Annotated in this window: 18 protein-coding genes; 7 read left to right on the top strand and 11 right to left on the bottom strand. The window is 62.9% G+C overall.

Annotated elements, in window-relative coordinates; all coding sequences use genetic code 11:
• Positions 1-110 precede the first annotated feature (110 nt).
• From FO013_RS02995 to FO013_RS03005, 3 genes are read left to right on the top strand one after another with little or no spacing between them, the layout of a single operon-like run.
• Entirely contained in the window at positions 111-1,994 is a 1,884-nt protein-coding gene (locus FO013_RS02995; RefSeq protein ID WP_143921100.1) for an FAD-dependent oxidoreductase, read from the top strand.
• A complete protein-coding gene (locus FO013_RS03000) occupies positions 1,991-3,061 on the top strand; it encodes a maleylacetate reductase (RefSeq protein ID WP_143921101.1) in 1,071 nt (356 codons plus the stop codon). The genes FO013_RS02995 and FO013_RS03000 overlap by 4 nt, the downstream gene beginning before the upstream one ends.
• A gap of 59 nt (positions 3,062-3,120) precedes the next feature.
• Positions 3,121-4,038, top strand: a complete 918-nt coding sequence (locus FO013_RS03005; protein ID WP_143921102.1) for a dioxygenase family protein — start codon at positions 3,121-3,123, stop codon at positions 4,036-4,038.
• A gap of 18 nt (positions 4,039-4,056) precedes the next feature.
• Here the strand turns inward: FO013_RS03005 and FO013_RS03010 are convergent, their stop codons facing one another.
• A complete protein-coding gene (locus FO013_RS03010; protein ID WP_143921103.1) occupies positions 4,057-4,494 on the bottom strand; it encodes a type 2 periplasmic-binding domain-containing protein in 438 nt (145 codons plus the stop codon).
• 253 nt (positions 4,495-4,747) lie between these two features.
• Here FO013_RS03010 and FO013_RS03015 point away from each other — a divergent pair, with 253 nt between their 5' ends.
• The gene (locus FO013_RS03015; protein WP_222103567.1) at positions 4,748-5,722 is read left to right on the top strand and encodes an NADP-dependent oxidoreductase; all 975 of its coding nucleotides are present in this window, start codon (positions 4,748-4,750) and stop codon (positions 5,720-5,722) included.
• Between the two features lie 29 nt (positions 5,723-5,751).
• Here FO013_RS03015 and FO013_RS03020 read toward each other — a convergent pair whose 3' ends face one another.
• The 4 genes from FO013_RS03020 to FO013_RS03035 are packed head-to-tail and all read right to left on the bottom strand — an operon-like array spanning position 5,752 to position 10,462.
• Positions 5,752-6,483 (bottom strand): DeoR/GlpR family DNA-binding transcription regulator, encoded by a 732-nt coding sequence (locus FO013_RS03020; RefSeq protein WP_143921104.1) that lies wholly within the window; start codon positions 6,481-6,483, stop codon positions 5,752-5,754.
• Between the two features lie 10 nt (positions 6,484-6,493).
• The gene (gene pdxA / locus FO013_RS03025; protein WP_186292972.1) at positions 6,494-7,537 is read right to left on the bottom strand and encodes a 4-hydroxythreonine-4-phosphate dehydrogenase PdxA; all 1,044 of its coding nucleotides are present in this window, start codon (positions 7,535-7,537) and stop codon (positions 6,494-6,496) included.
• A gap of 34 nt (positions 7,538-7,571) precedes the next feature.
• On the bottom strand, positions 7,572-8,954 hold the full coding sequence (locus FO013_RS03030; protein WP_143921105.1) for a four-carbon acid sugar kinase family protein: 1,383 nt from the start codon (positions 8,952-8,954) through the stop codon (positions 7,572-7,574).
• Positions 8,951-10,462 (bottom strand): GntP family permease, encoded by a 1,512-nt coding sequence (locus FO013_RS03035; RefSeq protein WP_143921106.1) that lies wholly within the window; start codon positions 10,460-10,462, stop codon positions 8,951-8,953. The genes FO013_RS03030 and FO013_RS03035 overlap by 4 nt, the downstream gene beginning before the upstream one ends.
• Positions 10,463-10,699: 237 nt before the next feature.
• On the opposite strand from FO013_RS03035, the gene FO013_RS03040 reads away from it, so the two are divergent.
• Positions 10,700-12,841: a heavy metal translocating P-type ATPase gene (locus FO013_RS03040; RefSeq protein WP_143921107.1), complete on the top strand. Its 2,142-nt coding sequence runs from the start codon at positions 10,700-10,702 to the stop codon at positions 12,839-12,841.
• Positions 12,842-12,945: 104 nt separating this feature from the next.
• Here the strand turns inward: FO013_RS03040 and FO013_RS03045 are convergent, their stop codons facing one another.
• Positions 12,946-13,896 (bottom strand): VOC family protein, encoded by a 951-nt coding sequence (locus tag FO013_RS03045; RefSeq protein WP_143921108.1) that lies wholly within the window; start codon positions 13,894-13,896, stop codon positions 12,946-12,948.
• A gap of 225 nt (positions 13,897-14,121) precedes the next feature.
• Here FO013_RS03045 and FO013_RS03050 point away from each other — a divergent pair, with 225 nt between their 5' ends.
• Positions 14,122-15,726 (top strand): acetolactate synthase large subunit, encoded by a 1,605-nt coding sequence (locus FO013_RS03050; protein ID WP_143921109.1) that lies wholly within the window; start codon positions 14,122-14,124, stop codon positions 15,724-15,726.
• 16 nt (positions 15,727-15,742) lie between these two features.
• Here the strand turns inward: FO013_RS03050 and FO013_RS03055 are convergent, their stop codons facing one another.
• Positions 15,743-15,973, bottom strand: a complete 231-nt coding sequence (locus FO013_RS03055) for a hypothetical protein (RefSeq protein WP_143921110.1) — start codon at positions 15,971-15,973, stop codon at positions 15,743-15,745.
• Between the two features lie 157 nt (positions 15,974-16,130).
• On the opposite strand from FO013_RS03055, the gene FO013_RS03060 reads away from it, so the two are divergent.
• Positions 16,131-16,628, top strand: coding sequence for a hypothetical protein (locus tag FO013_RS03060; protein WP_143921111.1), 498 nt, complete (start codon positions 16,131-16,133; stop codon positions 16,626-16,628).
• A 128-nt stretch (positions 16,629-16,756) separates the two neighbouring features.
• Here FO013_RS03060 and rraA read toward each other — a convergent pair whose 3' ends face one another.
• The 4 genes from rraA to FO013_RS03080 form a co-directional block, all read right to left on the bottom strand.
• Entirely contained in the window at positions 16,757-17,224 is a 468-nt protein-coding gene (gene rraA, locus FO013_RS03065; RefSeq protein ID WP_143921112.1) for a ribonuclease E activity regulator RraA, read from the bottom strand.
• 70 nt (positions 17,225-17,294) lie between these two features.
• Positions 17,295-18,320 (bottom strand): D-cysteine desulfhydrase family protein, encoded by a 1,026-nt coding sequence (locus FO013_RS03070; protein ID WP_143921113.1) that lies wholly within the window; start codon positions 18,318-18,320, stop codon positions 17,295-17,297.
• 37 nt (positions 18,321-18,357) lie between these two features.
• Positions 18,358-18,630 (bottom strand): hypothetical protein, encoded by a 273-nt coding sequence (locus FO013_RS03075; RefSeq protein ID WP_143921114.1) that lies wholly within the window; start codon positions 18,628-18,630, stop codon positions 18,358-18,360.
• Entirely contained in the window at positions 18,590-20,419 is a 1,830-nt protein-coding gene (locus tag FO013_RS03080; RefSeq protein ID WP_260847957.1) for a dicarboxylate/amino acid:cation symporter, read from the bottom strand. The genes FO013_RS03075 and FO013_RS03080 overlap by 41 nt, the downstream gene beginning before the upstream one ends.
• Positions 20,420-20,537 lie beyond the last annotated feature (118 nt).

The raw sequence follows: 20,537 nt of genomic DNA on the forward strand, positions 1-20,537 counted from the left end.
TTGACGATTTCGGCCATGTTCTCTCCACGCTCGTGCTCCGAAGGGGCCGGAATGGCAGGCTGTGGGATCAACGCCATGTTTCACCGCAGCAGCAGGCAAGGAGCACCATCATGGTCATCTTCAACGACGGAGTCGCAGAGACCCGCACCCCCGAATCGCAGGTCGTCGACACCGACGTCCTCATCGTCGGCTCAGGCCCGGCAGGAGCCTCGGCAGCACTCTTCCTCTCCACCCTCGGGGTGGACAACATCATGATCACGAAGTATCGGTGGACGGCAAACACGCCGCGGGCACACATCACCAACCAGCGCACGATGGAGATCTTCCGCGACGTCGGGATCGAAGATCAGGTACTGGCGGACGCGACCCCGCATGACATGATCGGCGACACCGTCTTCTGCACCTCGATCGCCGGCGATGAGATCGGCAGGATCCTCACGTGGGGCAATCATCCGGCCAGGCACGCCGACTATGAGCTGGCCTCACCCTCACTCAACTGCGACATTCCCCAGACCTACCTCGAACCCATCCTCGTCAGGAATGCGACGATGCGTGGGACGCAGACGCAGTTCTCCACCGAGTACCTCTCCCATGAACAAGACGCCGAAGGCGTGAATGTGCGTGTGCTCAACCGGCTCACCGGAAGCGAATACACCATCCGTGCCAAATACGTCATCGGAGCCGACGGGGCACGGTCGAAGGTGGCCGCAGACATTGAGCTGCCACTCGAAGGAGAGATGGACATCGCCGGATCGATGAACATCACCTTCAAGGCAGACCTGGCGGAGCTGGTCGGACACCGCCCCTCCGTCCTCTATTGGGTCGTCCAGCCGGGGTCGAACATCGGCGGCATCGGAGCCGGACTCGTCCGCATGATCCGACCGTGGAACGAATGGCTCATCGTCTGGGGGTTCGACATCAGCCAAGGCGCCCCGGACGTCACCCAAGCCGATGCCCTGGAAGTAGTGCGCAACCTCATCGGTGTGCCCGACCTCGACGCGGAGATCACCGGCATCTCCCTGTGGGGAAACAACGAACAGTATGCGACCCACCTGCAGAATGGAAGTGTCTTCTGTGCCGGGGACGCGGTGCACAAGCATCCGCCGTCGAACGGACTGGGATCGAACACCTCGATCCAGGATTCCTACAACCTGGCGTGGAAGATCGCAGCAGTCGTCAACGGACAGGCCGAGGACTCGCTGCTTGAGACCTACAGCGTCGAACGAGCACCGGTGGCCAAACAGATCGTCACCCGCGCCAACCAGTCCGGCCGCGAGTTCGGACAGCTCTTCGAAGCTCTCGGACTCGAACCAGGCCAATCCGAAGACGAGATGCATGCCGCCATCGCCTCCCGGAAGGACAACTCGGCCGCAGGAGCGAACAAGCGGGCAAAGGTCAGAGAGGCCATGGAGCTGAAGAACTACGAATTCAACGCTCACGGCGTCGAACTCGGACAGCGCTACGCTTCAACCGCCGTCGTCACCGATGACCGGGAGCCGACCCCGAACCCACGGGACCCGCAGCTCTACTACGAGGCCTGCACCGACCCCGGGGTTCGTCTGCCTCATGTGTGGATCGGGGATTCGGCCGACAAGCACTCGACCCACGACCTCGCTGCCTACGCACGCTTCACCGTGTTCACCGGCACGACAGGGGCAGCCTGGGAAGATGCAGCACTCAAAGTCAGTGACCGCCTCGGCGTTCGCATCGACACGATCGTGATCGGACCCGACCGGGACACCACCGACCTCTACTTCGATTGGGATCGAGTGCGCGGCATCGCCGAGGATGGTGCCATACTCGTACGCCCCGACAAACATATCGCTTGGAGAATCCAGAGCCTGCCGGACAATCCGGCAGCGGAGCTGGAACAAGCACTGTCATCGGTTCTGGGCCGAACAACCAGCAGGACGTCGAACCTCGGTGGGAATCCGAGCGTCGGAGGCAGCCGGGCACACGCAGACTCGCACGACAAGGAGACAGTTCGCTCATGACTTTGAACTTCGAACACACGACACTGGGCCAACGGGTCATCTTCGGCGCAGGAGAAGCCGCGGAGAAAATCGCCGCTGAGATCGACCGACTCGGCGCAGATAACGTCATGGTCATCATCTCCAAGTCGGCAACCGAGAAGGTCGCTGACTTCGACGAGCACTTCACCGTGGCCCTGTGGCACCGGGAGGTCGTCATGCACGTCCCCGCCGAGGTGGCTGATCGGGCCGTTGTCGCAGCTCGTGGCAAGGACATCGACCTCGTCGTCACCGTCGGAGGCGGTTCAGCGACAGGACTGGGCAAAGCGGTGGCGCTGGAGACGAAGGTCCCGATCATCGCCGTACCGACCACGTTCTCTGGTTCGGAAGCGACGAACGTGTGGGGCCGAACCGAGAACGCCCGCAAAAAGACAGGCATCGACGATGCGGTTCTGCCGGCGACAGTCGTCTACGATGCTGAACTCATCCGTGACCTGCCCGGCGACCTCGCCGTGGCCTCCGGGCTCAACGCACTGGCGCACTGCATCGACTCGCTCTGGGGTCCTCGAGTCGACCCGATCAACCAGGCGCTTGCCGTCGAAGGGATTCGGGCGCTGAACGAGGGGCTGCCGTCGGTGCGGGCAGACTCGACGGACCTCGACGGACTCGAACGCACCCTCTACGGCGCTTATCTCGCTGCGGTGGCGTTCGCCTCGGCGGGGTCGGGGATGCATCACAAGATTGCCCATGTGCTCGGCGGAACCTTCAACCTGCCGCACGCGCAGACGCACGCCACGATCCTGCCCTACGTTCTGGCCTTCAATGCTCCGGCCGCCGGAGACGCGGAGCAGCGCATGGCCGCAGCCTTCGGCGCACCGACTGCACTCGACGGGCTCCAGAGACTTCGCGGCGTCGTCGGCGCACCGACGGCGCTGTCGGAACTCGGCTTCACCGCCGCCGACGTCACCCAAGCAGCCGAACTGTCGCTGCAGGCCATTCCCGCGAACAACCCGCGTGAAGTCACCGCCGAAGAGCTGAGTGAACTGCTGACCGCGGCACTGAACGGCAGCGACCCCGCAACCCTGAGCTGAACACCAACCGCTGAGCCGAGCACCGGCCCCAGTTCTGACGCACCACGGGAGGACACACCATGACGAACGACAATGACACCACACCAGCCAGCGGAGCCCAGGGGCTCACCCCGGCCGAAGTGGAAGAGAGGCTCATCGACACGGTGACGGCCTCGTTCGCAGGCTGCACCGACGAACGACTCACCCAGCTCATGACCTCCCTGGTCAAGCACCTGCACGGCTTCATCAGGGACGTGCGTCTGACCGAGGCCGAATGGACCGCCACGATCGAGTTCCTCACGAAGGTCGGGGACATCACGGATGACCAGCGACAGGAGTTCATCCTCCTCTCCGACGTCCTCGGCGCCTCCATGCAGACGATCAATGTGAGCAATCAGCCATACAAGAACGCCACCGAGGCGACTGTCTTCGGTCCCTTCTTCGTCGACGACGCACCACTGATCGACAATGGTGGCGACATCGCCGGGGGAGGGGCAGGCCAGCCCAGCTGGGTCGAAGGGGTCGTTCGCGACACCGAGGACAATCCGATTCCCGGCGCCCGCATCGAGGTGTGGGAGGCCGACGAGGAAGGACTCTACGACGTCCAACACGACGACGACCGGGTCTATGGACGGGCACACCTGTTCGCGGAGGAGGACGGTTCGTTCCGCTTCTGGGGCCTGACTCCGACGCCGTACTCGATTCCAGACGACGGACCGGTCGGTCAGTTGCTTGCCGACACAGGGCGCTCGCCGATGCGGGCCAGCCACCTGCACTTCATGGTCACCGCACCCCAGATGCGCACGCTTGTCACCCACATCTTCGTCGAGGGCGATGAGCTGCTGACCTCGGACACCGTCTTCGGGGTCAAAGAGTCACTCATCAAGAACTTCGAACAGCAATCCGCGGACACCCCCACTCCGGACGGTCGTGACCTGGCAGGCCAGACCTGGTCGCGGGCGCGCTTCGACATCGTGCTGGCACCTGACGGGGCCTGAAGCCGACGGAATGTCGGCCTAACCGAACCACGATTCTTCGGCCTTGTCATACGTTCCGTCGTTCTTGGCGATATGCAGCCAAGTGTTCACGTACTGGAGCATTTCCCCGTCGCCGAGGCGCACGGCGTAGCCCTGCTCGCTGAAGGACAACGGCTTGCCGGGATTGACTGCGCACAGTTCCTTCTCGGTGTGCGCGACCCATTTCGTCTCCGGTGCATCCGTGACCATGACGTCTGCGTCTCCAGCGATGATCTGGTCGAAGATCGTGTTGTTGTCGTCCCACTTGATGTCGTTGGCATCGGGGAAGTTGTCCTCGGCGAAATCTTCATTGGTGCCGCCTACAGGTGTGATGACGTCGACCGCTTCATCATTGATCTTCTTCACCGAGTCGTATCTGCTCTTGTTCTCACACAGGGTGATCGGGGTCTTCCCGTCCTGAACAGTCGCAACTGACATGTAGAGCTGTGAAGCTCGCTCAGTGTATTGAAAAGCCAGTGATGGTCTGAGCGATCGGTTTTCGGTCAGTCATGTTCTCGTCTTCCTCGTCGGGAACGCCTCTTGCAGGACGAGGCAGCCTTGTTGGAATCCTAGCCCGAAGAGGGAAGCCAGCCGTGGACATGCACCCGTTTCGACATTGCGCCAGCACCTGAATGGGCCTGAGCACCCCGATGCACTGGTATCGATCTTCGGCATCGGACATGATGAGGATATGACTGACGCAAACAGGAGTGCCCACACAGACACAGCGATGATGAAGGCCATGAGTCAGACCGAATTCGGTGGACCCGAGGTTCTTCACCAGGTGGAGCTGCCCAAGCCGAAACCGGGGCCCAGCCAGATCCTCATCGAGGTCAAAGCCTCAGGCGTGAATCCCACGGATTGGAAGCACCGCAGCGGCCCCCGCTTCCTCCCCGACCCACCATTCGTCCTCGGCTGGGACGTGTCAGGGGTCGTTGAACAGGTAGGTGTCGGAGTGACTCTCTTCAAGCCCGGCGATGAGGTCTTCGGGATGTTGCCCTATCCCTTCGGCGTCGGTGCGCACGCCGAATACGCGGCGGGTCCGACACGAGCCTTCGTACCGAAGCCGGGCACCGTCGACCATGTGCAGGCGGGAGCCATCCCACTCGTGGCGCTGACCGCGTGGCAGTCCCTGGTCGACACTGCGAAGATCGCTGCGGGCGACCGGGTTCTCGTCCATGCCGCGGCCGGCGGAGTGGGGCACGTGGCGGTGCAGATCGCAAAGGCGCGTGGAGCCTATGTGATCGGAACAGCGAGTGCGCCGAAGCACGATTTCGTCCGCGGCCTGGGTGCTGACGAGATGATCGACTATCGCGAGGAGGACTTCGTCGAGGCGGCTCGCGATATCGACATCGCCTTTGACACCATCGGCGGTGACTACCAGCTGCGTTCTCTTCGGACTCTCAAGCCAGGTGGAATCATGGTGTCGACGGTTCCTGTCCCGGCCAAGGGCCTCTTCGAGGAGGCCGAGGCCCTGGGAGTCAGGGGTGAGACCATCCTTGTCGAAGCCGATCAGGCGGGCATGCTCGAAATCGCTGCTCTTGTCGAGACCGGACAGCTGCGGGCTACGATCGCAGACACGTTCGCACTGACCGATGCCGCGAAAGCTCATGAGGCAGGCGAGACCAACGCGACGACTGGCAAACTGGTGCTGACCATGGAATGAGCCAGGAGGTGACCCCCTCTGCGCAATGTTCAGCTTTGATTCCGGCCATGCACTCCGAGCTCGTTGATCCAGATCCACCCCTCGGGCAGGGGCGCCCATGCAGCCACATCGCGTCTGGCCTTCGAGCTGTCCGCGAGGACAACGACGTGCCGGGCGCGTTCGGCGATGAGCTCCTTCGTCCGGGCCTCGTCGAGGGTCGGCTCGCCGAGTCCCTTGGCAGGATCCACCGCGTCGGCACCGAGGAAGGCGGCATCGACGTGGAGTCGGCTGAGCGCATGGTCGCTCAGCGCACCCGTCGTCCCATGGGACATCGTCGAGACCTCACCGCCGACCATGATGACCTTCGGTCCCATGGGGTGGGCAAGAGCCAGCGCAATCTCGAGCCCGCGCGTGATGATGGTGAGATCACGACGATCGCGGATGCGCTCGGCCAAACGCACCGTCGTCGACCCCGCGTCGAGGAAAACCGTGCGCACAGTCCCCTCGCCGAGGTGGTTCATCGCGGCCGCGGCAATCGCATCCTTGGCCTCGGCGTTGGCCTCCATCCGCTGACCCAGCGGAGGTTCGACATAGCCGGCGGCAGTGGCTCCGCCGATGGTGCGAATGACCTCCCCGGTCTCCGACATCTCGCGCAGGTCGCGACGGATCGTCGACTCTGAGGTCTCCAGCTCGTCGGCCAGCCGGGAGATTGTCCACGAACCGGTCTTGAGCAGAGACAGGATGTCCTCGCGGCGTTTCTGTGTGCCCGTGCGAATCGCCATGGTGAAAATCCTACTTGGGCAGGTATTCGGCGCGGATGCCGTCGACGAACGGTGCGTAGCCGATCGCTGCAGTGTAGGCCGAGCGCATGGTGCCGGCATCGGCGATGCCCTGACCAGCGATGTCGAAGGCCGTGCCGTGATCGACCGAGGTGCGCAGGATCGGCAGGCCCACGGTCACGGAGATCGTGCCGTCGAAGTCGAAGGTCTTCGAGGCGATGTGACCCTGGTCGTGGTACTGGGAGAGGATTCCGTCGAAGCGGCCGGACAAGCCCTGGTGGAAGACCGAGTCCGCTGGAATCGGACCGGTCACCTCGAGACCGGAGTCGACGACGCGCTCAACGGCGGGACGCAGAATCTCGATCTCCTCGTCACCGAAGGCACCATTCTCACCACCGTGCGGATTGAGCGCGGCGACGGCCAGCCTCGGCGAGGCCACACCGTAGAGCTGCAGGGCCCGGTGGGCTCGTTCGATGGAATCGACCTGGGTGTCGATCGTCAGCGCGTCGATGGCCTTGCGCAGCGACATGTGGCGGGTGGCGAAGAAGATCTGCAGCTTGTGTTCGGGGACCTTCGTGTTCTCGACGACGAACATCGTGTCCTGCTTGGTCACGCCGGTGAGCTCGCCGAGCATCTCCGTGTGGCCCAGGTGCTTCGACCCGGACTTCCACACGGCTTCCTTGTTGATGGGGCCGGTGACGATGCCGGCGATCTCACGATTCATCGCGGCCTTTGTGGCGACCTCGATCGCGGTCACTGCGGCCTGACCTGCGCGAGCATCTACGACGCCCCATTCCGGCAGATCATCGCCGAGCACGCCGATGTCGAAGACGTCGATGACGCCCTGCCCTGGAGCGGGTGTCGACCAGTCGGTGATGGTTCTCAGTTCCACGTCGAGTCCCAGGACGTCGACGGCGCGTTTCATCACGGCCAGATCGGCTACTGCGACACCGTGTTGGTCCTCGCGGCCGGAGAATTCGGCGAGCACGGTCGCGGTGATCTCGGGGCCGATGCCCACAGGGTCGCCCACGGTCATGGCGAGTACGGGTGCGGTCATGTCAGTCTCCTTGTGTGGTTTCATCTGTGAAATGTCATCCTTGTCCGACGCGAGAGGTCGCCATGAGGTAGTCGAGGCACTTGGCAGCCGTACCCGAGTCCCCGATGAGTCCGCCTTTCGTCACGATCGGCAGACCGTCTGCGCTTCCTCCGACGAGGCGACCGCCCACGGCCAGTGGGACGATCTCCTTCTCGATCTCCATGCCGACTGCGCCCACGGCTCTCATCACCATGGCCGTGACATCGCCTCCAGTCGTATAGAGACCAGTGATCACGAGGGAGCTCATGACAGCGGCCGCAATCATGGCCAGTCGCTTCGTCGTCACCTCCGATTGCTCATTGCTGAGATCGAGCAGATCACCGGGCTCGAGTACGGTGGCGATGATGATCGCCCGCGCCGAGGTGACCTCCTCGACCCGTTTGAGCGTGGCGTCGACATCGGGGAGGTTCTCCTCATCGAGGATGGTGCGGATCAAGGCGATCGTCGGATCCTCGGCGAGCTTGGCCAGCTGGGCTCGTGTCACCTCAGTGGCCGATCCCGAGATTCCGAGGATGGCACCGGCGGGACGAGTCGGCAGCAGGGACAGTGCGAGGGCGAGGCTGCCGGGACCGGGGTCGACGGTCACCCAGTCGAGGATCTCGCCGTTGTGCAGACCGGCCCGTGCTCGGGCGCCGAAGCTGTCCGCCCCGGTGGTGTCTTCTGCAATTTCTCTCGTGACCGAAGCGACGACAGATCCGACAAGTCTGACGTGGTCCTCAGTCAGGGCATCGGCGATGATGATGTCAGCCCCATTGGAGATCGCATCGAGGACCTCGGACCGAATCGCCCAGTGCCCGGACAGCACCGTCGAGATCTCGATGAGGTGAGCATCGAGATCGGTGCCGGTTCGCAGGATCGCGTCGACATCGGACGTGTGCATAGGGGAGCGGACATCGTGTTTGAGTTCAGTGTGCTCGAGCAGTCGGCCCTCAAGCAGCTGTTGGCCCTGGACGGTGGTTCGACCCGCTGTGGGAAACGCAGGAACGCAGAGACCCATGACCCGCTTCTTCTGTCCTCCGCGTCCAGCGGCCGCTTCGGCTGCCCTTCTGCGAGCGTTGAGCGCCGCCTGGGCAGAAGGGCCGACATTGCCTCGCAGCGTTGTGTCGATGCGGCAGGCAACGAGGTCTATGTTGCTGGTGATGCCGATCAGCGATTCGGTGAGCTCGGCGGCCTTCTCCGGCGGCAGATGCCGGGAGTCGGCGTTGAGCACGACTGCGTCGTAGTCGTCGAGGAGGTCATCGAGGTTGACCGTCTCGGACCGACTCGTCCCGGTCACGGTGATGGTCCGCAGACCCGCCTCGGCGAAGAGAGCACCGCAGGCGTTGCCGCCGGTGAGGTCGTCGGCGACGATGAGAATACGAGGGCTGCGCTGGCTCATACGATCAAGTCGAGCACGAACAGCAGCGGAATGGAACCGGCCCACACGGCGGTGGTGATGCCCGACCAGCCCTTGATGGCGTTGATGCCGTCGAGGCCGGTGAAGCGGGTGACGACCCAGAAGTAGGAATCGTTGAAGTAGGAGAAGACCATCGAGCCGGCGGTGCAGGCCATGACCGCGACCAGTGGGCTCAGACCCAGCGGGGCGATGAGTGGGGCGGTGACCGAGGCCGCGGTGATCATCGCGACCGTGCCGGATCCCTGTGCGATGCGCACCAGGGAGGCGATGAGGAAGGGCACGAGGAAGGCCGGCAGGCTGATCGAGGCGATCGCCTCGGCCAGGGCATCACCGACGCCCGACTCGGTGAGCACCATGCCGAAGGCTCCACCGGCACCGGTGATGAGCAGGATGAGACCCGCCGAGGCAGCTGCATCGGCCAGCCAGTTCTGCACCTTATTGCGAGAGGTCACGCGGGGCAGCAAGGTGTAGACGGCGAGGACGAGGCCGATCATCAGCGCGATGACCGGGTTGCCGAGGAACGCCAGCGGGGCGACCCAGGACGAAGGCTCGTAGGCGTCGCCGGAGAGTTCACCCTGATTGCTCTTGTCGATGGCCGTCGACACGGTGTTGGCGACGATGAGCAGCAGGGGAACGATGAGCGGGAGGAATCCGAGGAAGGCTCCGGGCTTCTTCGTCGAACCGGTTTCGCTGTTGACGGTGTCCGCGTCGTCACCAGAGCCTGCGGCGTCCGCGTTGTCATCAGTCGCGGTGGCAACTCCGCCGTGGCCGGCATCCTCGCTGCCGCTTTCGCGTGTCTCGCCTGTGGCATGTCCTTCCGCCGAGGTGGTCGTGACCGAGCCGTATACATCGTGCTTGACCGTTGCGTTGAGCACGGGTTCGAGCTTTGGTCCGATCCAACGGGCGTAGATGACGACGACCGGGAGGAGGAAGACGGTGAAGATGACGCCGGTGAGGATGACGGCACCGATGTCGGCGCCGAGGATGCCTGTCGCGGCAAGCGGTCCTGGGGTCGGTGGGACCATATGGTGGGTCAGCGTCATGCCGCAGCCCAGGGCGAGAGCGAGGGTGACGTAGCCGCCGCGCTTGACGCGGGCGATCGAGCGGGCCAGCGGGTTCATGATGACGTAGCCGGAGTCGCAGAAGACGGGGATGGACACGAGTGAACCCACTGTGCCCATGGCCCAAGGCTCGCGGCCCTTGCCGAAAGCGCTCAGGAAGGCACGGGCCAGTGAGTCCGCGGCACCGGAGACCTCGAGGATCTTGCCGATTCCGACGCCCAGGCCGATGACGATGCCGATGCTGGCCAGTGTGTTGCCGAAACCGGTGGTGATGGCGTCGATGAGCGAGAGCAGGTCCTGGCCGGCGACGATGCCGGTGACGACCGCTGCCGTGAGAAGCGCGATGAAGGCGTCGAGGCGGGTCGCTAAGACGATGACGACGATCGTCGCGATTCCGGCGATGAGCGCCACGATGAGTTGCAGATCCATGAGATCCTCCGCAGTGAGGCCGACTCGGTCAGCGAGCCGGGATTGATCCGAGTCGACTCTCAGCGAAGCGGATGAGTCTGACACGAAGTTGAACAGCATGAGCAAGTATTGCCGATACATGCGCAACTATGCAACGTGTGCCGCAGCTTGAGGTGCGAGGGCGGGTGCCCCATGGTTGGCCTTCTGTGTGACGACTTACACCTTCCTTTATACCCCCGAGGGGTATATGGTGTCGGTATGAGTACACAGCATGAGCATGAGAATCACAACGTTCACGCGGGGCATGATGGCCACATCAGTCATGGTGCTCACGCCGATCACATGAATCACGACAGCAGCCACGCCAGCCACGCAGGTCAAGGCGATCACACTGACCACACTGACCACGCGGGTCATGGCGACCATGTCGCGCAATTCCGGCGGCTGTTCTGGATCATGCTCGTCATCGCGATCCCGGTCATCGCCTTCAGCCCCATGTTCGGCCACCTCGTGGGCTATGCGGTTCCGGAGACCGGCATCCTCGGCTGGCTGCGATGGCTCTCACCGATACTGGGCACGCTCATGTATTTCTGGGGCGGCAAGCCGTTCCTGACCGGCGGTCTCAGCGAGCTGAGGGATCGCAATCCGGGGATGATGCTCCTCATCGCACTGGCCATCACCGTCGCATTCCTCTCCTCCTGGGGTTCTGCACTTGGTCTCCTCGATGCCGAGCTCGACTTCTGGTGGGAGCTGGCACTGCTTGTCGTCATCATGCTGGCCGGGCACTGGCTGGAGATGCGTTCCCTGGCACAGACCACCTCGGCGCTGGACAGTTTGGCAGCGCTGCTGCCCGACGAGGCAGAGACGATCGTCGACGGCGAAACAGTGATGGTCGATCCAGCCGACCTCAGACTCGGCGACACTGTCGTCGTCCGCCCTGGTGCAGCGGTCCCCGCCGACGGTCGGGTCATTGACGGCTCGGCCAGCATGGACGAGTCCATGGTCACGGGAGAATCGACGACCGTTCGCCGCGCGGAAGGCGATACCGTCGTGGCGGGCACCGTCGCCACCGACTCCGGACTACGTCTGGAGATCACGGCCACCGGTGATGACACTGCGCTCGCCGGCATCCAGAAGCTGGTCTCCGAGGCACAGAACTCGACATCACGGGCCCAGCGCATCGCCGACAAGGCTTCGGCTTGGCTGTTCTGGTTCGCTCTCGGAGTCGCCGTGGTCACCGCGAGCGTGTGGTCCCTAGTAGGTATGCCGGACTCGGCGGTCGTGCGCACTATCACCGTCCTCGTCATCGCCTGTCCCCACGCTTTGGGCCTGGCTATCCCGCTCGTCGTGTCCATCGCCACGGAGCGGGCAGCCCGCGGCGGCGTCCTCGTCAAGGACAGGCTGGCGCTGGAGACGATGCGCACAATCGATTCGGTGCTCTTCGACAAGACCGGCACTCTGACCAAGGGTGAACCGACAGTCACCGCGGTTGAGGTCACGACCGAGAACTGCACCGAGGATGAGATCCTTGCGCTCGCCGCGGCTGCAGAGACGGACAGCGAGCACCCCTTGGCGCGTGCGATCGTTCGCGCTGCCCGGAATCGTGGTCTCGAGGTCCCGGTGGCCGCGAATTTCTTGTCCTCTCCGGCGGTCGGGGTCAAGGCTCAGATCGATGGCGCCGAGGTGGCCGTGGGCGGGCCGAATCTGCTCAGTGAGCACGGTGTGGGCGAAGCCCCGATAACCGCGCAGTGGAGCAGGGAAGGTGCCATCATCCTCCACGTCATCGTTGATGGAAGCGTCATCGGCGCACTCAAATTCGCCGATGAGATCCGACCTGAATCTCGCGAAGCCGTCGATGCGCTGCACCGACGTGGTGCGCAGGTGGTCATGATCACCGGCGACGCCGAGGCGGTTGCCCAGGCCGTGGCTGCCGAACTCGGCATCGACCGCGTCTTCGCCGGGGTCCACCCTGCGGACAAGGCGGCCAAGGTCGCCGAGCTGCACGGAGAGGGCCGTAAGGTCGCGATGGTCGGTGACGGAGTCAATGATGCGCCGGCCTTGGCCGCCGCAGATGTCGGCATCGCCATTGGAGCAGGAACAGATGTGGCCATCGGCTCGGCCGGAGTCATCCTGGCCTCCGATGATCCCCGGTCCGTGTTGTCGGTCATCGAACTCTCACGGGCGACGTTCAGGAAGATGAAGCAGAACCTGTGGTGGGCCGCAGGCTACAACCTCATCTCAGTCCCGCTCGCTGCCGGTATTCTGGCGCCCATCGGCTTCGTGCTGCCGATGAGCGTGGGCGCGATCCTCATGTCGATCTCCACGATCGTCGTCGCGCTCAACGCCCAGCTGTTGCGCCGGCTGGATCTTCGCCCGGAGGCGTCGGCGTCGGGGGTCTGACAAGGCGGATGTGCAGAATGACCCACCCGGCGCTGCCCTCCGATATGAGAGGACAGCGCCGGGCGCCTGTGCGTTGATGGTGTTACGTGCCTCGCTCTGGCAGGTTACCGCCTCAGTGCTTCGTCGACGGAGCTGCTGTCGGCGGCGACAGTGATCTGAGTTCCCCATGGGTCAGAGACCTGCACCGAGCGACCGTCGTCGGCGAACTGCAGCTTGTGTGCGCTCAGTCGAGCAGCGAGTGCATCGAGGTCTTCGCGTCCGGGAACGGTGATCGCGACGTCGCCGAGGCCCAGGCTGGCTGCACGTGGTCCTGCGCCTTGGCTGTTCCAGGTATTCATCGCAACGTGGTGGTGGTAGCCGCCGGCCGAGGCGAAGAGGACTCCTGGCATCGAGGAGAAGCTCGGCTCGAAGCCGAGTGCCTCCACGTAGAAGGAGCGTGCCGTGGGCACGTCGCCGACCTGCAGGTGGACGTGTCCGACTTTGCCGGGCTGCGTGGAAGTATTGGCCAGGACCTGGTCGTCGAGATGCTTGGCGAGGAAGTCGTTGGGGTCGAGGTAGATCGTGTCCATGCGGACTTCCCCGTCGGAAGTGTGCAGCCACTGCGAGCGATCGCGGTCGACATAGAGTTCGATGCCGTTGCCCTCGGGGTCGGTGAAATAGAAGGCCTCGCTGACGAGATGATCACTCGAGCCCACGAAGCGGGAGTTCGTGTTCTGTGCCGCGTGGGCGACCGTTGCTGCCAAGGAGGCCTGATCCTCGTAGAGGAAGGCGGTGTGGAAGAGGCCGGCTTGGCCCGGGTCGACTCCGGGCAGGTTGGGAGTCGAGACGAGCTTGACCATCGGAGTGTCGCCGCGGCCGAGCACCCGGTGGACCTCGTTTCCGCGGGAGACCTCTTCGATGGGCTCCATGGCAAGGGCATTCGAGTAGTAGGTCGACATGTTCTCGAGGTCGCCGACGCGCAGGGTGACGGCGTCCATGCCGGTGTCGACGTTGAGAGTGGTGTCGTTCACGCCCGGACGCACATGGGGGGATGTGGCATTGTCAGTGGCAGTCATGTCATCGTCCTTAAAGTGAGCCTCGATGGCGAAATGTAATTAAGATTTCAACTATTAGTGTACAGGGGCACAACTGAGAACCCAAGGCGAATATTCCCCGCGCTGTTTCGGTCGACTCCGATTCAGACGCTCGAGCGACACATCAGTACGGCGTGATAGGACTGAATGAACTGCTGATCACGGATGCCGAAGTCCTCCGTGGCCGACTTCAAAGGAGATGATGGCATGAATGGCGCCGAGAGCCTGCTGGAGACGCTGGGTCACAACGGAATCGAGGTCTGCTTCGCCAACCCTGGCACCTCGGAGATGCACTTCGTAGCGGCTCTGGACCGACAGCCTCATGTCCGCGGTGTGCTCGGTCTCTTCGAGGGTGTCGTCACGGGGGCTGCCGATGGCTACTCGCGGATGCTCGACAAGCCCGCGGCCACCCTGCTGCATTTGGGTCCAGGTGCCGCCAACGGTCTCTCCAGTCTTCACAATGCTCTGCGTGCCCGGGTCTCGATGGTCAACATCATCGGCGATCATGCCGGCTACCACCGAAGCCTCGACGCACCGCTGACCTCTGACATCGAAGGCGCACTGCGGCCCTTCAGCAACTGGGTGCGCACATCACCATCGGCGAACTCCATCGCCAAAGATGCCGCGGATGCCATCGGCTACAGCCTTTCAGGACAGATCAGCTCGCTCATCCTCCCTGCCGACACTGCGTGGAATAGTGCCGATGAGTACACGCAGCCACCGAACGCGATCGCGCTCACCCCTGCCTCAGCCAATCCGCCCGAGATCGAAGCCGCGGCAGTCCGACTGCGCGCTTCCGGCCCACGCACGGCCATCCTCCTCGGCGGGCGGGCCCTGCGTTCGGCGCAGCTGGAAGCGGCGGCTCAGATTGCCGAAGCGACCGGTGCGACTCTGCTGGCAGAGACCTTTGCCGCACGGACCGAACGAGGTGCCGGTCGGCCGATGGTGACGAAGATTCCGTACCCTGTTGAGCCATCGGTGGAGCTGCTGAAGGATTTCGACGCTGTCATCCTCGTCGATGCTAAACCGCCTGTGGCCTTCTTCGCCTACCCTGACAAGCCAAGCGTGCTCACCGCTCCTGGCACCACCTTCTTCACTCTCAGCCCCATCGGTGCTCGCTCCTCGGAAGCACTCGATGCCCTACGAGAAGCAGTCGGTGTGGGGCCAAGCAACCGCAGGTCGATCCCGGCCGACGCTGCGCTTTCGGCTGACAGTGAACTCGTCAGATCCGCCCACAGGGCCGGTTTTGCCCCGGCGCCGATGCCCAGTGGATCCATCAATGTGGGTAAGCTCGCTGCCTGGCTATCGAGAGCCATCCCCGAGAACGCGATCGTCCTCGACGAATCCATCACTACGGGCCGGGACTTCTACGCACAGACGGCCGGGTCACAACCCCACGACTACCTCGGCGGCACCGGCGGATCCATCGGCTGGGCACTTCCCGTCGGTGCTGGGGCTGCAGTCTCGAGTCCCGACCGGAAGGTCATCGTCTTAGAATCTGACGGTTCGGGAATGTACAACCCGCAGTCTCTGTGGACTTACGCGCGGGAGCAGCTCGACATCGTCGTCCTCATCTTCGCCAATCGGAAATATCAGATTCTGCGCAATGAGATGTCCAACGTCGGCGTCCCCGATTTCGGGCCCAAAGCTGAATCTCTGCTCGACATCGGCAACCCCGCCATCGACTGGGTCTCACTCTCCCACGGCATGGGCGTACCAGCGACACGAGTCGAGTCGATCGAAGACCTTGATCGCGACTTCCGTGCGGGCCTGGCTGATTCGGGGCCACGACTCATCGAAGTCCTCGTCTGATCTCACCTGAGCGATGTCAGCCGAAGGTGTCGCCTGCCTTCGACTCGTCAACAGCCTCATGTGAGCCATCGGGATTGAGATAGAGCTTCACTCCCTCGTGCATGGCAATGGGCTGGAGACGGGCCTCTGAGTGGTCCTCGGTGTAGCCGACCTTCTCTCCCTGACCGATGTTCACACTTGTGAATCGATTTGCCAGACGGCTGATCGGATTGGTGGATTTGTGTGACTTCTTCACTTCTGCGGTCATGATGTTTCGCCCCGATTCAACGCAGATGTCGTAGCTCCATTATAGTTCTGGCGGCTGTGAAAGCTCTTGGGATTCTGCTCGGAGTGAGCAATCGGCGACAGTGCCTCAGGAGCACCCGGAGTGCAGAGAACTGGCCGGATATCGATAGAGTGGAACCATGAAGTCTGTTCCTCATCTCGTCTCGACATTGACCGTGGCTTCTGCCCTTGCGCTCGGCGGCTGCAGCGCCAAAGAGGCCGACTCGAATGATATCGAGCCCGGACAGAGCGCCGAGGTGCCCACCAGCGACTTCGATAGCACCGAAGTGCTCGGTGACTTCCTTCGCAGCAGCATCGATGAGGTTAACGTGCACCGTGAGTCCGAGAGCAACCCGGACTTCGACCATGCAAGCGACGTCGACCGCCTGCACGTCGAGTTCCCCTCATCCGGACAGCCGAACACCGATAAGAAGGCCACCGCCGACGCGGTTCAAGGCGCAGGAAACGCCGAGTTCGACTATGACATGCTCATGGTCACCGGCACTACCGATGAAGGCACCTGGTCATACATGTTCAGCACCGACACGGTGAAGGACCTGACCGAAAGCGGCGAGGCCGTCGAAGCGGATACGGTGTGGGACTCGGCTGACCAGGACTTCGACTCAGTGCATCGCTGAGACACAGCACGCGTGTCTGACCCCGCTCGGCCCGCAGGTCAGTGAGGCGATGACGGCCTGGGCGATGAGAACGCCGAGACGCGGATGGTTCTGTATGCGGCTGGGGTCTCTCCAAGGTGAGCGGGCGGCTATTTTTCGACGACGACCCCGTCAGGATCGGCGAACACCATTGCGCCGGGGCGAATTGTGGCTCCACCGATCTCGACAGTCACATCGAGCTCTCCCTCACCGGTCTTGGAACTCTTGCGAGGGTTGCTGGCCAGGGCTTTGATTCCCAAGCCCATGGACGACAGCGCCACTCGATCACGGACGGCTCCGTTGATGACGACGCCTGCCCAGCCGTTGCTCACGGCGAGCTCGGCGATCATGTCACCCATGAGTGCGGTCGCGATCGAACCGCCGCCGTCGATGACGAGCACGGCACCGTCGCCGGGTTGGGACAGTGTCGACTTTGCCAGTGCATTGTCCTGATAGCATCGCACGGTTCGAGCCGGACCGGAGAACGAGTCCTTGGCGCCGAAATCACCGAAGTTCAGGGCTATCGAATCCAGTTCTGGTCCTCGTTCGTCCCAGAGATCAGCGGTCGAGACTGTCATGGTGTTTTCCTCCAGGTAGGTGAGTCACGCAAATAGATCAATTGAGAAGACGTTCGTCATCGGATCCAGACTATGCGAATGCTCCGGCGCGAGCATAGAGTCCGGGCACTCCACCCGAATGAATGAAGACCACGTTGTCATCGGACTCGAACCGCCCCTGGCGGACCAGGTCGATGAGGCCGGCCGCGGCTTTCCCTGTATAGACCGGATCAAGCAGGATGCCTTGGGTCTGAGCAAAGAGCCGCACGGCTTCGACCATCTCCGGCGTCGGCAGCGCATACCCGGTGCCGAAGTAGTCGCCCAGGCCGAGACTGCGATCGCGGGGGACTAATGGGAGGTGAAGGAACGAGGCCACCTCGTCGACGAGGTTCACGATCTTCGGCTCTTGGTCCTCCTGCGTGCGACTGACATTGATACCGACCACGGGAATCAGACTGCCTGCGGCGTGCAGGCCTGCGACGAGTCCGGCCTGCATTCCAGCAGATCCGCTCGGGGCCACGATCGACGATACGTCCAGGCCCACCTCGGCGAACTGGGCAAGCAGCTCCTGTGCACAATCGACATAGCCCAGGGCACCGATGACGTTCGAGCCGCCGACCGGGATGACATAGGGATTGCGCCCCTGAGCCTCGAGCTCGCCGGCCAGCTCGGTGGCACGAGCAATGAGGTCGCTGCCATTGGGGTGAACCTCGGTCGAATCCGCGCCGAGGAGGTCGAAGAGCAGAAAATTGCCCGTGTGCTCCGGTGGATTGCCACCGGCATCTGCTGGGATCGGAGCGCCGTCGGAGCCGAGATCCTCTTCGAGGACCAGGTGACATTCGAGCCCCTCACGCCTGGCTGCCGAGAGCGTGAGTCGACAGTGATTGGACTGCACCCCGCCCGCGGTGACGAGGGTGTCAGCCCCTTGTGCCAGAGCATCGGCGATGAGGAACTCGAGCTTACGAGTCTTGTTCCCACCTTGGGTCAGACCCAGCTGGTCATCACGTTTGATCCAGATCTGCGGCCCGCCCAACTGCGTGCTCAGGCGCTCGAGATGTTCAAGCGCGGTGGGTCCGTTGGTGTACCGGCGGCGGGGCAATGTGTTCAGGTCAACCATGGTTCCCGAGTGTACTTGCCACCCGCTTTCGGCTGGTTCAGTGAGACGGCTGGGTGCGGTCCTTGAACTGAACGTGGTGAACCGCCGGGTGCAGGCCATGTGTCGCGGCTTCATTGTCGACGCCGAAGGTCAGAAGTTCTCCGGTGACCTTGTTCTTGTAGACCACGGAGGACGATTCGGCGGCTCCGTCAGCGGCAATGCGATCCCACGAAGCCGCATGCTCGTCACCATGCTCTGACAAGGCTTCGACGACGCCGGGTGTGGCGTATTCATTGACTTCCTCGTCGGAGCCGACACCCCACGCCTTCACGAGCGCATCCGCGTAGCCGGACGCATTCCTCGGGTGGCCATCGCTGTGCGCATCGCTGGCAACATTGACTTCGGCGCCGGACCCGGAATCTGCTGTGGAGTTCGTTGCAGCCAGCGCGGATCCGCCGGTGAGCGCAACTCCCGCAAAGCCGGCGATCGCGGCGACTGACAGTGCTGCTGCTCGATTGCGAAAGGTGGTGTTCATAGCGTCCTTGCCTCCTGCTGTGACGGTCAGTGCGCGTGGCCGTCAGTGATATGTCATCGATCCCGCTGATTATCGTCATTGCAGGTGAGCGACGAACAACGGTCCCTGAGAAAACTCTCAGTGACTGTTGCAGTTCTGCGAACTTCACGTTGCGATGGAGTCGCAACTTTGAGATATTCGCATGAAACCTTGTGGAAAAGCCGCATGAGGGCACCGACAAGGAACCTTTTAGGCAAGATGTCGAAATAGGATCGTGATCAAGAATTCTTGGGGAGGCCACCTCGGCGGGGAAGATCTCCGAATCATCCGCCCTGTCCATCCAGTCCTTCCCGTCGAGCACGCGGGCGACCATCATTGAACTGGCCTGGTCGCCGACCGCGTTGACGGTGGTGGCCGGGGGATCGATGACGGTGCCGATGATCTGGATGATGGGCAGGGCCGCGGCGGGGAAGCCGTAGAGGGTGATGATCATCAGCTCGCCGATGAATCCGCCCGAGGGGATACCTGCCATGACCATGCCGGCCAGCAGTGCCACGGCGATGCCGATGAGGATGTTGCCGGGGGTGAAGAAGTCGCGGCCGAAGACAGCGAAGAGGAAGGCGATCTTGAGGATCGCGGACAGGCTCGAGCCCTCCATGTGGATCGTCGCCCCGATCGGAACGATCGTCTCCCGGATATCGCGAGGCACGCCGATGCGTTTTCCGGCTCGCAGATTGGCCGGGATCGCCGCCACAGAGGAGGAGGTGCCCAAAGAGATCGCCGTCGGTTCGATGATGTTCGACCAGAACGCGGTGACGCCGCGTCGGCCGCCTGCGAGGAATGCATAGAGCGTGAAGGCGAGAATGAAGTAGCCGATCGCCACTGGGTAGTAGACGAGGAAAGCGCGGACGTAATCGCCGACCAGCTGTGCCCCGAGCTCACCGATGAGGGCCGCGAAGTAGGCACCCAGGCCGACCGGGGCGTAGTACATGATGATCGAGGTGAATTTGAGGAAGACCTCGGAGCCGGAATGGAGAAACTGAGCGAACGGTTTGCCTGCCGGACCGATCTTGGACGTGGCGATGCCGACGATGACGGCGAAGACGATGAGGGCCAGCATGTGCTCGGCGGAGAGGATCTTCGAGAAGTCATCGACGACGAAGGTCGACACGAGCTCATCGCCGATCGACCCGACCTCTTCCACGTCCTGGGGTTGGTTCATCTCGACCTGGACTCCCTCGGTGGCCTTGGTGATCCACAGGGCGGCGATCATCACGATGGAGGCGATGACGCCGGTGACGGCGAAGATGCCGAGCATGCTGCCCAGGATCTTGCCCAGCCTCGTGGCAGAGGACATGCCCGCCACCGACGAGGAGATGGAGAAGAAGACCAGCGGCACGACGAGGGTGAACATCATGTTGATGAACAAGGTGCCGAAGGGTTTGATGACCGTGGCCTTCTCGCCGAAGATCAGCCCGATGATCGCTCCGATGACGACGCCGGTGAGGATGAATAGCGGGAACCGATAGTTGCGTAGGACCTGCCCGAATTTCGACGAAGTCTTGGGTGTTGTCTCGGCAGTTGGAGTGCCTGAAGCGGATGCCATGACTCGACGACCTTTCCGGGAATATCGGGGTGTTCTGAGAGCAAGATGAACTGTTCTGGAAAGCCTAAGGGATTGAGCGGATGCAGGTTGAGGCATCCTCCACTATGAGAGTGGCGAT

The sequence above is a fragment of the Brevibacterium aurantiacum genome (assembly GCF_007558825.1).
Classification (GTDB): Bacteria; Actinomycetota; Actinomycetes; order Actinomycetales; family Brevibacteriaceae; genus Brevibacterium; species Brevibacterium aurantiacum_A.

Bases quoted from the DNA above. Each gene is read 5' to 3' on its own strand.
- pdxA (WP_186292972.1), bottom strand. From the start codon at position 7,537: ATGACCGCACCCGTACTCGCCATGACCGTGGGCGACCCTGTGGGCATC.
- FO013_RS03015 (WP_222103567.1), top strand. From the start codon at position 4,748: ATGACTGACGCAAACAGGAGTGCCCACACAGACACAGCGATGATGAAG.
- FO013_RS03010 (WP_143921103.1), bottom strand. From the start codon at position 4,494: ATGTCAGTTGCGACTGTTCAGGACGGGAAGACCCCGATCACCCTGTGT.
- FO013_RS03040 (WP_143921107.1), top strand. From the start codon at position 10,700: ATGAGTACACAGCATGAGCATGAGAATCACAACGTTCACGCGGGGCAT.
- rraA (WP_143921112.1), bottom strand. From the start codon at position 17,224: ATGACAGTCTCGACCGCTGATCTCTGGGACGAACGAGGACCAGAACTG.
- FO013_RS03020 (WP_143921104.1), bottom strand. From the start codon at position 6,483: ATGGCGATTCGCACGGGCACACAGAAACGCCGCGAGGACATCCTGTCT.
- FO013_RS03045 (WP_143921108.1), bottom strand. From the start codon at position 13,896: ATGACTGCCACTGACAATGCCACATCCCCCCATGTGCGTCCGGGCGTG.
- FO013_RS03080 (WP_260847957.1), bottom strand. From the start codon at position 20,419: ATGGCATCCGCTTCAGGCACTCCAACTGCCGAGACAACACCCAAGACT.
- FO013_RS03055 (WP_143921110.1), bottom strand. From the start codon at position 15,973: ATGACCGCAGAAGTGAAGAAGTCACACAAATCCACCAATCCGATCAGC.
- FO013_RS03070 (WP_143921113.1), bottom strand. From the start codon at position 18,320: ATGGTTGACCTGAACACATTGCCCCGCCGCCGGTACACCAACGGACCC.
- FO013_RS02995 (WP_143921100.1), top strand. From the start codon at position 111: ATGGTCATCTTCAACGACGGAGTCGCAGAGACCCGCACCCCCGAATCG.
- FO013_RS03035 (WP_143921106.1), bottom strand. From the start codon at position 10,462: ATGGATCTGCAACTCATCGTGGCGCTCATCGCCGGAATCGCGACGATC.
- FO013_RS03000 (WP_143921101.1), top strand. From the start codon at position 1,991: ATGACTTTGAACTTCGAACACACGACACTGGGCCAACGGGTCATCTTC.
- FO013_RS03050 (WP_143921109.1), top strand. From the start codon at position 14,122: ATGAATGGCGCCGAGAGCCTGCTGGAGACGCTGGGTCACAACGGAATC.
- FO013_RS03005 (WP_143921102.1), top strand. From the start codon at position 3,121: ATGACGAACGACAATGACACCACACCAGCCAGCGGAGCCCAGGGGCTC.
- FO013_RS03030 (WP_143921105.1), bottom strand. From the start codon at position 8,954: ATGAGCCAGCGCAGCCCTCGTATTCTCATCGTCGCCGACGACCTCACC.
- FO013_RS03060 (WP_143921111.1), top strand. From the start codon at position 16,131: ATGAAGTCTGTTCCTCATCTCGTCTCGACATTGACCGTGGCTTCTGCC.